Origin of the sequence: Streptococcus sp. 27098_8_73 (genome assembly GCF_041432495.1) — a bacterium.
Lineage (GTDB): Bacteria > Bacillota > Bacilli > Lactobacillales > Streptococcaceae > Streptococcus.
In genome coordinates, this window is record NZ_JAPVZT010000009.1 from 33,250 (window position 1) to 48,552 (window position 15,303).

14 protein-coding genes are annotated in these 15,303 nt (G+C 42.5%); 13 read left to right on the plus strand and 1 reads right to left on the minus strand.

Annotated elements, in window-relative coordinates; all coding sequences use genetic code 11:
- Window positions 1-91 precede the first annotated feature (91 nt).
- The 13 genes from O3651_RS07130 (at window position 92) to O3651_RS07190 (ending at window position 13,717) form a co-directional block, all read left to right on the plus strand.
- On the plus strand, window positions 92-427 hold the full coding sequence (locus tag O3651_RS07130; protein ID WP_247951313.1) for a PoNe immunity protein domain-containing protein: 336 nt from the start codon (window positions 92-94) through the stop codon (window positions 425-427).
- A gap of 303 nt (window positions 428-730) precedes the next feature.
- Window positions 731-2,497, plus strand: a complete 1,767-nt coding sequence (locus tag O3651_RS07135) for a glycoside hydrolase family 13 protein (RefSeq protein ID WP_371610028.1) — start codon at window positions 731-733, stop codon at window positions 2,495-2,497.
- Window positions 2,498-2,610: 113 nt separating this feature from the next.
- Window positions 2,611-2,922, plus strand: coding sequence for a hypothetical protein (locus tag O3651_RS07140; protein ID WP_371610029.1), 312 nt, complete (start codon window positions 2,611-2,613; stop codon window positions 2,920-2,922).
- A gap of 315 nt (window positions 2,923-3,237) precedes the next feature.
- Window positions 3,238-4,125 (plus strand): DUF4300 family protein, encoded by an 888-nt coding sequence (locus O3651_RS07145; RefSeq protein WP_371610030.1) that lies wholly within the window; start codon window positions 3,238-3,240, stop codon window positions 4,123-4,125.
- A 54-nt stretch (window positions 4,126-4,179) separates the two neighbouring features.
- A complete protein-coding gene (locus O3651_RS07150) occupies window positions 4,180-4,371 on the plus strand; it encodes a hypothetical protein (RefSeq protein WP_371610031.1) in 192 nt (63 codons plus the stop codon).
- Window positions 4,364-4,819 (plus strand): hypothetical protein, encoded by a 456-nt coding sequence (locus O3651_RS07155; RefSeq protein ID WP_371610032.1) that lies wholly within the window; start codon window positions 4,364-4,366, stop codon window positions 4,817-4,819. The genes O3651_RS07150 and O3651_RS07155 overlap by 8 nt, the downstream gene beginning before the upstream one ends.
- A 135-nt stretch (window positions 4,820-4,954) precedes the next feature.
- The gene (locus tag O3651_RS07160) at window positions 4,955-5,467 is read left to right on the plus strand and encodes a DUF6630 family protein (protein ID WP_371610033.1); all 513 of its coding nucleotides are present in this window, start codon (window positions 4,955-4,957) and stop codon (window positions 5,465-5,467) included.
- Window positions 5,468-5,655: 188 nt separating this feature from the next.
- Window positions 5,656-7,083, plus strand: a complete 1,428-nt coding sequence (locus O3651_RS07165; protein ID WP_371610034.1) for a helix-turn-helix domain-containing protein — start codon at window positions 5,656-5,658, stop codon at window positions 7,081-7,083.
- 157 nt (window positions 7,084-7,240) lie between these two features.
- Window positions 7,241-8,749 (plus strand): glycerol kinase GlpK, encoded by a 1,509-nt coding sequence (gene glpK, locus O3651_RS07170; protein WP_371610035.1) that lies wholly within the window; start codon window positions 7,241-7,243, stop codon window positions 8,747-8,749.
- Window positions 8,750-8,817: 68 nt separating this feature from the next.
- Window positions 8,818-10,644 carry a type 1 glycerol-3-phosphate oxidase gene (gene glpO, locus O3651_RS07175; protein WP_371610036.1) on the plus strand — a complete coding sequence of 609 codons (1,827 nt, stop codon included), beginning with the start codon at window positions 8,818-8,820 and terminating at the stop codon, window positions 10,642-10,644.
- Between the two features lie 68 nt (window positions 10,645-10,712).
- Entirely contained in the window at window positions 10,713-11,417 is a 705-nt protein-coding gene (locus O3651_RS07180; protein WP_371610037.1) for an MIP/aquaporin family protein, read from the plus strand.
- Window positions 11,418-11,608: 191 nt separating this feature from the next.
- Window positions 11,609-12,646 (plus strand): M42 family metallopeptidase, encoded by a 1,038-nt coding sequence (locus tag O3651_RS07185; RefSeq protein WP_371610062.1) that lies wholly within the window; start codon window positions 11,609-11,611, stop codon window positions 12,644-12,646.
- Between the two features lie 156 nt (window positions 12,647-12,802).
- Window positions 12,803-13,717 (plus strand): alpha/beta fold hydrolase, encoded by a 915-nt coding sequence (locus O3651_RS07190; protein WP_371610038.1) that lies wholly within the window; start codon window positions 12,803-12,805, stop codon window positions 13,715-13,717.
- A 71-nt stretch (window positions 13,718-13,788) separates the two neighbouring features.
- Here O3651_RS07190 and O3651_RS07195 read toward each other — a convergent pair whose 3' ends face one another.
- Window positions 13,789-15,237, minus strand: a complete 1,449-nt coding sequence (locus tag O3651_RS07195) for an alpha-amylase (RefSeq protein WP_371610039.1) — start codon at window positions 15,235-15,237, stop codon at window positions 13,789-13,791.
- Between the last annotated feature and the right edge of the window lie 66 nt (window positions 15,238-15,303).

A 15,303-nucleotide genomic window follows, 5' to 3' on the forward strand; every position in this document is an offset into this window, starting at 1 on the left:
TTGATGGAAGAATAACTACAGGTGAGTTTAAGAACTGGAGAAAATAAGATTGAGTCCATAAGAATGGTCAAATAATAGAATAGAGAAATAATTGACAAGGATTGATATTATTGAGAAGGATAGACTTCTTAAATATATCGCAAACAATATACAAGGTAAAAAAGCATTATGGGATAATAAGGCACAATTAGGAAGAGAGTTTTCGGCATTGGATGATGTTTTTGAAGCTAGTGATAAGGAAGCTGCTCTTCTGGAATATTTGAATAGTTGGTACAAGAATCATTCTGAATATGCTTGGTATGATTCACATAAGGGTAGCTCAGACACATATTGTGGATATTGGAGCTTTGAAGCCGCAGCTATAGCGACTGTTCTGAAACTTAAAGAAAGTAAGTTGAAGGAGTCAATATATTATCCAAGTTTTTAAATAATAGAAATGTATTATGGAGTCTAGGACAAAAAGTTTTCTCGGCTAAGAAAAACAGAGATTCACATTTGTTGTGAGTCTCTGTTTTAGTTTCGAGGCATAATCTTGTTATACATGAGTAGATCATTGGCCGTGAGTATCAATTCCATGTCAAGTTTGACTTGCTACCTTACTCTCAGATTACAACGTTTGTAACCCAACACCTTGCATTCGTTTTTTTAAAGTGATATACTAGGGCTATGTTTTGAAATCGTTTGCATAAAATTGCAATGAGTCCATAAAGAGAAATCTAGGAGAGAAAATATGGAATTGTCAGCTATTTACCACAGTCCAGAGTCGGAGTATGCTTATCTTTATAAAGATAAGACAATGCACATTCGCATTCGGACGAAAAGGGGAGATATTGAAAGTATAACCTTGCACTATGGAGATCCTTTTATCTTTATGGAGGATTATTATGAGGACAGCAAGGAAATGGTCAAAGTCACCTCCGATGCTTTGTTTGATTATTGGCAGGTGGAGGTTTCAGTCGGCTATGCGCGACTTCAGTATCTCTTTGAGATTAAGGATAAGCAAGGCCAGACTATCTTGTATGGAGATAAGGGATGTGTTGAAAATACGCTTGAAAATCTTCATTACGAGGGGAATGGCTTTAAGCTTCCTTATATTCATGAAATTGATGCTTGTCATGTTCCTGACTGGGTTTCAAAGACGGTATGGTATCAGATTTTCCCAGAACGCTTTGCAAATGGGAACCCTGAGATTTCTCCGGAAGGTGCGCTAGCTTGGGATTCCTCTATCAAACCAAAAATTAGCGATTTCTTTGGTGGTGATTTACAGGGTATTATTGACCATCTGGATTACTTGCAAGACTTGGGCATTACAGGACTTTATCTCTGTCCTATCTTTGAATCTCCAAGCAATCATAAGTACAATACGACGGATTATTTCGAAATTGACCGTCATTTTGGAGACAAGGAGACTTTCCGTCAACTGGTGGAGCAAGCCCATCAGCGTGGTATGAAGATCATGCTGGATGCTGTTTTCAACCATATCGGAGACCAATCTCCACAGTGGCAGGATGTCCTCAAAAACGGTGAAAATTCTGTTTATAAAGACTGGTTCCATGTTCAAGAGTTCCCAGTGACAAAGGATAAGCTTGCAAATCCAAGAAAGCTCCCTTATCATACCTTTGCCTTTGAGAGCTATATGCCCAAGCTAAATACAGCAAATCCTCAAGTGAGGGACTATTTGTTGAGCGTTGCGACCTACTGGATTGAAGAGTTTGATATCGATGCTTGGCGCTTGGATGTGGCAAATGAAGTGGACCACCAATTTTGGAGAGATTTCCGAAAGACTGTCTTGGCTAAGAAGCCTGACCTTTATATTCTTGGAGAAGTCTGGCACACTTCTCAGCCTTGGCTAAATGGTGATGAGTTCCACGCAGTTATGAACTATCCTCTCTCTGATAGTATCAAAGATTATTTCTTACGTGGGGTCAAGAAGACCAGTCAATTTATCGATGAGATTAATGGTCAGTCTATGTATTATAGACAGCAGATTTCAGAAGTGATGTTCAATCTTCTGGATTCGCACGATACGGAGCGCATTTTGGCAACGGCCAAAAGAGATACCCAACTGGTTAAATCTGCTGTAGCCAGCCTCTTTTTACAAAGAGGGACACCGTGTTTCTACTATGGAACCGAGCTAGAATTAGACGGAGGACCAGACCCAGATTGTCGTCGTGTCATGCCTTGGGAACGTGTTTCCGATAGCAATGAGATGCTCGATTTCATGAAGAAATTGATTCAGCTTCGCAAGAGTGTCTCAGATATTATCCAGCATGGGAAATATAGTCTCGAAGAAATCACGCCTGATGTCCTGTCTCTGGAATGGGATTATGATGGTCAAAAGGTCCAAGCCATTTTTAACCAATCAGCAGAAAATTATCTTGTAGAGAGTGATTCTGCAACTTTAGCAAGTCATTGCCAAATCTCGGACGGGCAGCTTCATATCTTATCAAAAGGCTTCGTAATCTTTGCGGAAGTTTTGGAAACTGCTGCAAATTAATTTTTGGAAATTTGACTGAAAGACTTGTCAGGGTTACTCAAATTTCAAAAACCCAATCTAAGAGCAGTCTGTTCAAGAAGAGCAAGTAACTTATTAGAAAAGAGGAGTTCAGAATGGAATTAAAAGATTTTACCGAAAAAGAGCAAGAGCAAATCAAAGAAGGGCTTAGTACAGCCGTCATTAGCGATAAGGAAGCGGCTAAAAAGATTTTGGCGCTGGTGCCACAAGAATGGCTTAAGCGAATTCCCTTCCTTGTGAGAGGGCATGCAACGACCAAGACGGTTGAGCGAGTTGCCAAGCAATACCCAGAACTCTACGCTGTGGCTAAGCAAGCAGGAGAGCTTCCTGAAAAGGAGAGTGAGGAATTGCGCGCTATCATGACAGCTATTTTTGAAGAAAAGATGAACAAGCACAAGATTAAGTAGACTTACCAGTGTATAGTGATTCATTTTCTTTAAGTTGGCATTTGGAGTTAGCTATTCTATCTTGTTCATTAATTCATAAATCAAAGTGACTGCACTTTTATCAACTGCAGTCATTTTTTTGCTTAGAGGAAATAGCTCCATTGACTCTTGTGTTTGTTTTATAATGTTGCTCTTTCAGTTCAAAAGTGATTTCAAGAACAAGGAAGTTTCTAATCAAATTAGATCTTTCCTTTCTGTTTTTCAATATTTCTTGATATAATAACAAGAGGAATTATTTGAAGATGAATATTGGAAAAATATAAAAAGGACGAAAGAATGAAGAAAGTAAAAAAGATTATGTTGATGAGTGCCTGCACCTTGGCTATTCTTGGCTTAGCCGCATGTGGGAAGGCGCAAAAGCAATCAAACGGCAGTCAAGAAAATCCAACAGTTGGTCAGACTAGCTCGGAAAAATATCCATGGAAGGCGACTTATTCAAATTTAAACAGTAAAAAGAGTGTCGAAGAAGTCAAGAGTTTGTTGGCAGCCGACTTGGATAAAGACAGTGTCGATAACTTTGTCAATCTAGTCAATGACTACAATGGACTTGTTGGCTCGACTGGTTTAACAGGCGATTTCACTAAATTTAGCAAAACAGAATATGACGTAGAAAAAATCAATCCTCTCTGGCAGGCCAAGAAGGGTGATTTTATCGGGACAAATTGCCGGATCAATACTTATACTTTGCTGAAAAATAGCATCGAGATTCCTCAAATTGCAAAGGACGACGAACTCTTGTTCATCGATAATGACTCGATTGACAAGGGCAAGCTCTTTGATGCCAAGGATAAGGAAGAATTTAATATCCTATTTTCAAGAGTCAAGACTGAAGCGACTCAAGATGTCAAAGTCCATGCTAAGAAGATGGAGGAATACTTCAAACAGTTCAAGTTTAACGAAAAGGCTCGGATGCTCTCCGTCATCGTCCACGACAATCTTGACGGTGATTCTCTCTTTGTAGGGCATGTCGGCGTCTTGGTTCCAGATAAAGACGGATATTTATTTATCGAAAAGCTGACCTTTGAAGAGCCTTACCAGGCTATCAAGTTTGCGACCAAGGAAGATGTGTACAAATACTTGCAGACCAAATATAAAGACTATACAGGGGAAGGTTTGGCCAAACCTTTTATCATGGACAACGATAAGTGGGTAGAGGGGAAATAGAATTTTTAGCCAGTTAAGTTTTATGTAAACTCTAGTTAAGGGAAGGCCATAAAAATGGATAAAAAACAGACATATTTTTCGATTGCCCTTGTTCTTATCGGTTTTCTACTTGTGGAATCAAGCATCTATATCATACCCTATATTGAAGGATTAAAAGAATTAGAAATAGTTGTTTTTGTAATTGGAATTCTTATTTTACTAGGTGTCATTATCTTATTAACAAAGACTAAGAGGCATAATGATTAAAGAGCAGTACTTACGAATAAAAGATTTAGAAATTATTTTATGGGAATTTATTGGTCATAAAGTAGAGGAATTGTCCGTATTCAAAGCCTTATCTGAGAATTTGCCCTATCTTAATAGAGAAAAGCTAGATATGGTTGATTCATCCGAAATCCATGATAGCGAAGGCCTTACTATTGTAGACTTGCAGCAGAATGGTAGGGAATTGTTCATTCGCTTTGAAATGGACTTTCAACTAATGGGCTGGGCGTCTGCTAGAAATGACTATACAGCCTATATCCAAGCGAGTCTTATTGGAAGTTGTCGAGTTGACTTGAAGGCAAAGCTTGCTTTTTCTGGCAAGAATGTAAATGCTCTCACTAAAGCTCAATTATTGGAATATGGCGAAAAATTAATTTTGGATTTAGAATTCCAATACAGAGATATTGAAGGTTCTGAACACTATGGATGAATGAAACCTTCTTAAACGAACAAGTGATAATTGCCTAAATCATCAGTCCTATGACTAGGATTAGTCGAGATTATAGATAAAATTTTTTTCAATAACGTTAAAAATATGTCCTTATGGACAAGAAAGGAGTCAGTTATGACAAATGAACTGAACAAAGAAATGTTTACCAGCATAGTTGAACTACTTACAGAGGACAGCTCTGTCCGTTCTGCTATAGAAGCTTGTCTTGCCTCACCGTGGGACTACTTTGATGAAAATATCGATCGCTATAACGATCGTGGGATAGAGGACGATGAATCAGAAGATACCATTGTTTGGCTAGGAATTGTGGATGAGTTAATTGAGAGTGGTGAGGCTATTGAACTGGATTGGAATTCAATATTAGAAGACTTCACCTATTTCATGAAAGAATTGGCAGAGCAAAAGAATCTCCCACTGCAAGATGACTGGCTAGATGAAGATGGAGACATTCCATCATGGTGCAAGGTTTTGGATGAAAAATGGGAGGAAGCAGGCTACTGCCTCGGAGCAATGGACATCGATAGCGACAGTTATGTCATCTTTGTCTGCCGCAGAGAGGCTTTGACTGAACTGACTCAATTAGGTCAAAAGGTTGGGTTCCGTTTTGATTTTGCAAAGAATATGTAAATATCATGCTTAAAAAGGTGAACCAAGCCTGATGATATAAAGGAAGCCTGAGACGGCTGGGGAAATCATCCCGCTGGTCGGGTTTCCTTTTTGTTTAGTCATAGATGGATGTAGCAGAGGAAGCAGATTGCTTCGTCTTTTTTTCTTTTTGTGTTAAGCTAAGATTAGCAAACTGAAAGGTTTTTCCGATGTATCTAGCAGACTTAATGGAAAAGAGTGAAGCGGGGCAGTTTATTGTCCTGTCTTATTTACAGCAGCATTCTACATCCAGTTTGAAGGACGTCATGTCTGAAACAGGCTTCTCGAAAGCAACCTTGACCAAGTACATTAGCCTGATCAACGACAAGGCTATGGAACATCAGACAGCCTTATCCATCCAGCTCCAGGACGAAACGCTCAGTCTGTCTATCGGACCGGATACCAAGGGACGGGACATTCGCAGACTTTTTTTGGACAATGCCGTCAAATACCAGATTTTAAACTACCTGCTCTATCATCAGCAGTTTTTGGCTCACCAGTTAGCTCAGGAGTTGATGATTAGCGAAGCGACCCTCGGCCGTCATATAGCTGGTCTAAATCAGATTTTATCAGAGTTTGAGCTATCTATCCAAAATGGTCGCTTGAAAGGGCCTGAGCACCAGATCCGCTATTTTTATTTTTGCCTCCTTCGCAAGGTCTGGTCCAGCCAAGATTGGGAAAAAGAACTTCAAAAATCAGAAAGAAGGCAGGAAGTTGCCGTCTTAGAAGAACTCTGCGGAGCCCAGCTCTCGCAAGGACAGCGATTGGATTTAGCTCTTTGGGCTCATATTACCCAACAGCGCCTAAGAGTCAATGCCTGCCAATTTCAAAACATTGAGCAGAAAATGCAGGGCTATTTTGAAAATATCTTTTATCAGCGTCTACATCGCCGGACAAATGATTTCTTTTCCGGACAGCACATCACCCTGAGTCTCGAAGACGGGGAAATGATGATTTTCTTTTCATTTCTGCTCTCCCATCGGATTTTACCCCTGCACACCATGGAGTATATACTGGGCTTTGGCGGTGAAATTGCCAGTCTGATTACGCAACTGATTCAAGAAATGAAGAGTCAGGACTTGCTTGGTGACTACATCGAAGACCAAGTGACCTATGAACTAAGCCAGCTCTGCGCCCGCGTCTTTCTTTTCCGAGGCTACCTATTGCAAGACAAATACAAGCATGATCTGGAACTTCGCCATCCTTACTTATGGAGCGAAGACGATTATCGACAAGTGGCAGACATTATTTTTAGCAAACTGCCTATTTTCCAGCAGGGAACATCTTTGGATAAAAAGGTTTTGTGGGAATGGCTCCAGCTGATGGAGTACATTGCTGAAAACGACGGTCAAGTCATCAAGATAGGCATGGACTTGATAGATAGCTTTATCGTTGTTTCCAGGATGACGGCCATTTTAAGACGATATTTAGAGTACAATCGCTTTATTAGCATTGAAGCCTACGATCCAGCTAAAAATTATGACCTCATCATCACCAATAATCCTATACATCAGACCCCGCAGATTCCCGTTTATTATTTAAAAAATGACTTGGATTTGGAAGATTTGGCTCAAATCCGTCACATGATATTTCATTAAGAAACTTGGAGAAATCTAGGTTTCTTTGTGATTTTCACACAATCTCCTCAATTTTTTTTAAAATTTTAAAAAAGTTGATAAAGAAGAAAGCGCTTTATTTTGTATACTAGTTACTGTAGAGGAAACATCCACAAGATTTTTACCAGGAGGACAGTTCATGTCACAAGAAAAATACATCATGGCTATTGACCAAGGAACTACTAGTTCCCGCGCCATCATCTTTAATAAAAAAGGAGAAAAAGTTAGCTCCAGTCAAAAAGAATTTACTCAGATTTTCCCTCAAGCTGGATGGGTTGAGCATAATGCTAATGAAATTTGGAATTCTGTTCAGTCTGTAATTGCTGGAGCCTTTATCGAAAGCGGTGTGAAACCAAGTCAAATCGAAGCCATCGGGATCACCAACCAGCGTGAAACAACTGTCGTCTGGGATAAGAATACAGGTCTTCCTATCTACAATGCTATCGTTTGGCAATCACGCCAGACAGCACCTTTGGCTGAACAACTAAAAAGCCAAGGTTATGTGGAAAAATTCCACGAAAAGACTGGTTTGATCATTGACGCTTACTTCTCTGCTACCAAGGTTCGCTGGATTTTGGACCATGTTGAGGGAGCGCAAGAAAGAGCTGAAAAGGGTGAATTGCTCTTTGGTACTATCGATACCTGGCTGGTTTGGAAATTGACTGACGGGGCTTCTCACGTGACCGACTACTCAAATGCAGCCCGTACCATGCTCTATAACATCAAGGACCTCAAATGGGACGATGAGATTTTGGAAATCCTCAACATTCCAAAGGCTATGCTTCCTGAAGTTCGCTCTAACTCAGAAATCTATGGTAAGACTGCTGCCTTCCATTTCTACGGCGGAGAAGTTCCAATCTCTGGTATGGCTGGTGACCAGCAGGCAGCTCTCTTTGGACAGTTAGCTTTTGAGCCTGGCATGGTCAAGAATACTTATGGAACTGGTTCTTTCATCATCATGAACACTGGTGAAGAGATGCAGCTGTCTGAAAACAACCTCTTGACAACCATCGGCTACGGTATCAACGGCAAGGTTTACTATGCTTTAGAAGGTTCTATCTTCATTGCCGGAAGTGCTATTCAATGGCTGCGCGACGGTCTTCGGATGGTGGAGAGCTCACCAGAATCTGAAAAATATGCCCTTGCTTCTCACAACAACGATGAAGTTTATGTAGTGCCTGCCTTTACAGGACTGGGAGCTCCATATTGGGATCAAAATGCCCGTGGTTCTGTCTTTGGCTTGACCCGCGGAACCAGCAAGGAAGACTTTATCAAGGCTACTCTGCAATCCATCGCTTACCAAGTACGTGACATTATCGATACTATGCAGGTGGATGCTAATACTGCCATTCAAGTGCTTAAAGTCGACGGCGGTGCTGCTATGAATAACTTCCTTATGCAGTTCCAGGCTGACATCTTGGGAATCGATATAGCCCGTGCTAAGAACTTAGAAACAACGGCTCTAGGTGCAGCCTTCTTGGCAGGACTGTCAGTAGGCTACTGGAAAGACTTAGATGAACTCCGCACCCTCAATGAAACTGGAGAACTCTTTGAGCCGTCTATGAACGAATCTCGCAAGGAACAACTCTACAAAGGGTGGAAAAAAGCCGTTAAGGCAACCCGAGTCTTTGCAGAAATCGACGACTAATACTGATTCTTATTTTGATAATCAAGTCAGTAGAAGCATGAAACGACGAAGTTAGAAAGTGTGTAATTATGGAATTCTCAAAGAAAACACGTGAATTATCGATTAAAAAAATGCAGGAACGCACCTTGGATCTCCTGATTATTGGTGGTGGGATTACCGGTGCTGGGGTAGCCTTGCAAGCTGCAGCTAGTGGCCTGGAGACCGGTCTGATTGAAATGCAGGACTTTGCAGAAGGAACTTCTAGCCGTTCTACCAAACTGGTCCATGGTGGCCTTCGTTACCTTAAGCAATTCGACGTAGAGGTGGTCTCAGATACAGTTTCTGAGCGTGCTGTGGTACAGCAAATTGCTCCACATATTCCAAAACCAGATCCTATGCTCTTGCCAGTTTACGATGAGGATGGAGCGACATTTAGCCTTTTCCGTCTCAAAGTGGCTATGGATCTCTACGACCTTCTGGCTGGTGTTAACAACACTCCTGCTGCCAACAAGGTCTTGAGCAAGGAAGAAGTGCTAGAACGGGAACCTGAACTCAAGAAGGAAGGCCTGGTCGGCGGCGGTGTCTATCTTGACTTCCGCAACAACGATGCACGCCTCGTAATTGAAAATATCAAACGTGCCAACCAAGACGGTGCCCTGATTGCCAACCATGTCAAGGCAGAAGGCTTCCTCTTTGATGAAGCTGGAAAGATTACAGGCGTTGTTGCGCGTGACCTCTTGACAGATGAAGTCTTTGAAATCAAGGCACGCCTAGTCATCAATACAACTGGACCTTGGAGCGACAAGGTGCGCAATCTGTCAAATGACGGTGAGCAATACTCACAAATGCGTCCAACTAAGGGAGTTCACTTGGTGGTTGATTCTAGCAAGATCAAGGTTTCTCAGCCAGTTTACTTTGATACAGGCTTGGGAGATGGCCGGATGGTCTTTGTTCTTCCACGTGAAAATAAAACCTACTTTGGTACGACAGATACTGACTACACTGGCGACCTTGAGCATCCAAAAGTAACACAAGAAGATGTTGATTACCTCTTGGGCATTGTCAACAATCGCTTCCCAGAAGCAAACATCACAATTGACGACATCGAAAGCAGCTGGGCAGGTCTGCGTCCTCTGATTGCAGGAAACAGCGCTTCTGACTACAACGGCGGAAACAACGGAACCATCAGTGATGAAAGCTTTAATAACTTGATTGCGACTGTTGAAAGCTATCTGGCCAAAGAAAAATCTCGTGAGGATGTTGAGGCGGCTGTTACTAAGCTCGAAAGCAGTACTTCTGAAAAACATTTGGATCCATCTGCCGTATCTCGTGGCTCTAGTTTGGATCGTGATAACAATGGCCTCTTGACCCTTGCTGGTGGTAAGATTACAGACTACCGTAAGATGGCAGAAGGTGCTATGGAGCGCGTGGTTGACATCCTCAAAGCAGAATTTGACCGTAGCTTTAAACTAATCAACTCTAAGACCTACCCAGTTTCAGGTGGAGAATTGAACCCAGCAAATGTGGACTCAGAAATCGAAGCCTTTGCGCAACTTGGTGTCTCACGTGGATTGGACAGCAAAGAAGCCTTCTATCTTGCGAACCTTTATGGTTCCAATGCTCCTAAGGTCTTTGCTCTCGCTCACAGCATCGAGCAAGCGCCAGGACTTAGCCTAGCGGATACCTTGTCACTCCACTATGCGATGCGCAGTGAATTGGCACTCAGTCCAGTTGACTTCCTACTTCGCCGGACAAACCACATGCTCTTTATGCGCGATAGCTTGGATGCTATTGTAGAGCCTGTTCTGGAAGAAATGGGACGCTTCTACGACTGGACAGAAGAAGAAAAAGCAGCTTATCGAAATGACCTAGAAGCTGCCCTTGCAAATAACGATTTAGAAGAATTAAAAAAATAGAAAATACGAGAAGAGGCGGTAGGCAAAACAACTGTCTGCCTCCCCTTCTTTTATATGGAGTAACATAAATGATGAAAGAAATATTCGGCGAATTTTTAGGAACACTGCTCTTGCTCCTTTTGGGAAATGGTGTCGTTGCAGGCGTGGTTCTTCCCAAAACTAAGAGCCACAACTCTGGTTGGATTGTGATTACCATGGGATGGGGGATTGCCGTTGCCATCGCTGCTTTTGTATCTGGCAACCTTGGCCCAGCCCATCTGAATCCAGCCCTAACAATCGGAGTAGCTCTCAAAGGTGATTTGTCTTGGGCATCTGTTCTTCCTTATATCCTTGCACAGTTTGCGGGTGCTATGGTCGGACAGTTCTTGGTCTTCCTACAGTTCAAGCCTCACTATCTGGCCGAAGAAAATCCAGCTAATATCCTGGGTACATTCAGCACTGGGCCAGCTATCAAAGATACTTTCTCGAACCTGATTAGTGAAATTCTTGGAACTTTTGTCCTTGTTCTGACTATCTTTGCTCTAGGACTTTATGAGCTGCAAGCAGGCCTTGGTACATTTGCAGTTGGAACCTTGATTGTCGGGATTGGTCTCTCACTTGGTGGAACGACTGGTTATGCCCTCAACCCCGCTCGTGACTTAGGACCTCGCATCATGCACAGTCTTCTTCCGATTCCCAAAAAAGGAAATGGCGATTGGAGCTATGCTTGGATTCCAGTTGTTGGACCAATCATTGGTGCCGTCCTTGCAGTAGCAGTCTTCTCCCTATTTTAGACTAAAATAAAGTAATACTCTTCTCTGAGATTGATACATGCTTAGAGAAGAGTATTTTTGTATAGATTTTTTAATTTCTTCGAAGAACTTGCTAAAGCAATCTAAAATCAGGAGAAAAGAGCCAGTCAGGACGATATTTGACAGCAGATTTATGCTATAATTGACAGTATAAATGATCTAAAGGAGTTATGATGAATCAAACTGTTCAATATTTACAAGAATTAACGGCTATTCCTTCCCCAACAGGTTTTACGGCTGAGGTGGCAGACTATTTGGTAAAAACGCTTGAAAGATTGGGCTATGAGCCTGTCCGGACCAATAAAGGCGGCGTTCATGTTGTGGTTAAGGGCGAAAATGATGCCCAGCATCGGGTTGTGACGGCTCATGTGGATACTCTGGGGGCTATTGTGCGTGCAATCAAGCCAGATGGTCGTCTCAAGCTGGATCGAATTGGCGGTTTCCCTTGGAACATGATTGAAGGAGAAAACTGTCTAGTCCATGTGGCCAGCAGTGGCAAGACTATCAGCGGCACAATCTTAGTTCACCAGACATCCTGCCATGTCTATAAGGATGCAGGGACGGTTGAACGTACTCAGGATAATATGGAAGTCCGTTTGGATGAAAAGGTGACAAGTGAGAAAGAAACGCGGGATTTAGGAATCGAAGTGGGTGATTTTATTTCCTTTGATCCGCGTACTATAGTTACCGAGACAGGCTTCATCAAGTCCCGCTTTCTTGACGACAAGGTCAGCGCAGCTATTTTGCTCAATCTTTTGCGCGTCTACAAAGAGGAAAATATTCAGCTGCCAGTGACGACTCATTTTGCTTTCAGTGTTTTTGAAGAAGTCGGCCACGGGGCTAATTCCAGTCTGTCGGAGCAAGCGGTAGAGTATTTGGCAGTTGATATGGGGGCGATGGGTGACGACCAGCAGACAGATGAGTACACGGTTTCCATCTGTGTCAAGGATGCTTCAGGGCCTTATCACTATGCTTTCCGCCAGCATTTGGTAAATTTAGCCAAGGAGCAGGGCATTCCTTACAAACTTGACATCTATCCATTTTACGGGTCAGACGCCTCGGCAGCCATGAGCGCAGGAGCAGAAGTCAAGCATGCCTTGCTAGGCGCTGGCATCGAATCCAGCCACTCTTATGAGCGCACGCATATTGACTCGGTCGTTGCAACTGAGCGCATGGTGGACGCTTATCTAAGAAGTGGCTTGGTGAAGTAATAGTAGGGTATCTAGCCTTGAATAAAAGGCAGAGATCTGAGTATCCTATGGGAAATCAGAATGGCTGTTCTTGTTCAATTGGTTAAATTTTCGTAGATGCTTAAAAATATTTGGAAATTTATGATGTTCAGGTATTTGAAGAAATTCTTTCTATGTTTGCTTTTTACAATCATCAGTGCTCTGGCCTTAATCTTTACTTATCATCGAATCTGCCTGACTAAAGAGCAGAAATTGCTGGATAAACCCGCAGGTCGCCAGGTTCAAGTAGACGGCAAGAATATGAATGTCTATGTAACTGGTCAGGGAGAGTCGACGCTGGTCTTTTTGGCGGGTGGTGGCACAACGTCTCCTATTCTTGACTTTAAGACCCTCTATTCTAAATTGGAAAAAGACTATCGGGTTGTTATTGTTGAACGCTTAGGCTATGGCTTCAGTGATGACAGCCAAGGGGATAGCAGAGATATTGACACGGTACTTGCCCAGACGAGGCAGGCTTTGAAAAAGGCTGAAATCACAGGTCCATATACTTTGGTAGCACACTCTATGGCCGGATTAGAAGTGCTTCATTGGATTGCAACATATCCTGAAGAAGTCCAAGCTATTATCGGACTAGATATGGCCTTGCCAAGTTCTTACAACGATTTGAACCTCTATCCATGGGCTTATAAAGGTTTACAAATGGCTGCTAATTTAGGCTTAAGTCGGGTATTTTATGATGCTGACAAGCAGGTTCCCGCTCTTGCGGCTGGTGATTTGACAGTAGAAGAAAAGCAAGCATACAAGGCTCTTTTCTATCGTCGTCCATTGTCAAATGCTGTTTATGAAGAGGTCACTCAGGTCAAGCAAAATGCTGAGCTGGTTTCGAAGGAAAAGCTTCCTGAACTACCGATCTTGCTCTTTTCTTCAAATGGCCAAGGGACTGGCTACAGTCAGGAAGAGTGGCAGGGTTTCCAGAAGGATTTTGCAACGCAGCATCCACAGACAGAGCTGATTCTATTGGACTGCCCTCACTATGTGCATGATTACGCCAGTGATGAGTTGGCAGAAAAAATAAAGCAATTTTTAAAATAGCAAGTTTTATATGAGCTTGAATACTAGAAAAACGAGAAGGAAAGATTCCCTCTCGTTTTTGAATATACAGATTATTTGACAGACCAGACACTGACTGACTTTTCCTCCACTGGAAATTCTCCCCAGCCTTCTTCGTCAATGGTCACGATTTGAGAACTATTGCCCAGATAATCGCTGAATTCTCTACCTGCCCATTCTGAACCGACCAGCATACGTTTGTTGCTGGCTTGGTCATTGCTGACAAGGACAGCGATTGGCTGCACACCGTCCTTGCCTTGACGAGTCCAGCCGATACAGTTGGCATCGTCAAAGTAGTCAGTCTGCTCACCGTAAGCTAGGTTGAGACGAATATCCAAGAGCTTGTCCAGCACTTCTTGGAAGCTCTCTTGAGCAAATTCTCCACTAATACCATAGTAGTCGCCATAAAAGACGCAAGGCAGTCCCTCCTCTCGTAGCAGGATGAGAGCATAGGCTGCTGGCTTGAACCATTCTTCGACGGTGGACTCCAGAGCTTGACCTCGCTGAGTGTCGTGATTGTCCACGAAGGTCACGGCTGATTCAGGATGATTCTTGGCAAGCGTCTGATCAAAAATTGTCCGTAGGTCAAAGTCTGCCCCAGCTATGCTAGCGTCAAAGAAATTATGGTGGAGCTTGACGTCAACAAGATCAAAACGGTATTCAATATTTTTTAGATAGTCGTTATTAGCCGTCTCATCGCTATTCCAAAATTCCCCAAAGACATAGAAATCCTCACCGTATTTTGCAGTTATATCGCGGATAAAATTTCTCATGAAGAAGGAGTCAATGTGCTTAACAGCATCCAAACGAAATCCTTGAACGCCAGTTGTTTCGATAAACCAGTAGGCCCAGTCGTAGAGATTTTGGATGACCTCTGGATGCTTGAAGTCAATATCGGCATACATGAGATAGTCGTAGTTTCCGTTTTCATTGTCCACTAACTCATCATCCGCCCAGCCTTTATTGTCTCCTTGGATGAGATAAATACCGGACTTGTTGTTTTTGGCATCATAGTCCGTACCGGTAAAGTGGTACCAATGCCATTCAAAGTCATTGTAGGTCTTTTTGCGGCCTGGGAAGACAAACTTAGTCCAGCCTTTGATTTCGAAAGGTTCTGACAAAACCTTTGTTCGGTCGTTAGGATCCACTTCAACGACAGTAAAACGCTCTTTGTAGTCTGCGGCAGCCTTGTGATTCAGAACCACATCAGCCATGGGTTCAATGCCATTGGATTTGAGAGTTTGGATAGCATTTAGGTAGTCTTCCTTAAAACCATATTTGGTGCGGACAGTTCCTTTTTGGTCAAACTCGCCTAGGTCGAAGAGATCATAAACTCCATAGCCGACATCATTTGAGCCTGTTGCTTTGAAAGCTGGCGGCATCCAAATCTTGCGGATGCCTTTTGATGCTAGATGAGGAGCATCCTCCGCCAAGCGATTCCAATGTTGTCCATCATTTGGTAAGTACCATTCAAAATATTGCATTAATGTTTGATTTTCCATACGAGATACCTCACATTCTTGGGATGGGTCTATTTTACCAAAAGAAGAATGATGATACAAACGTTT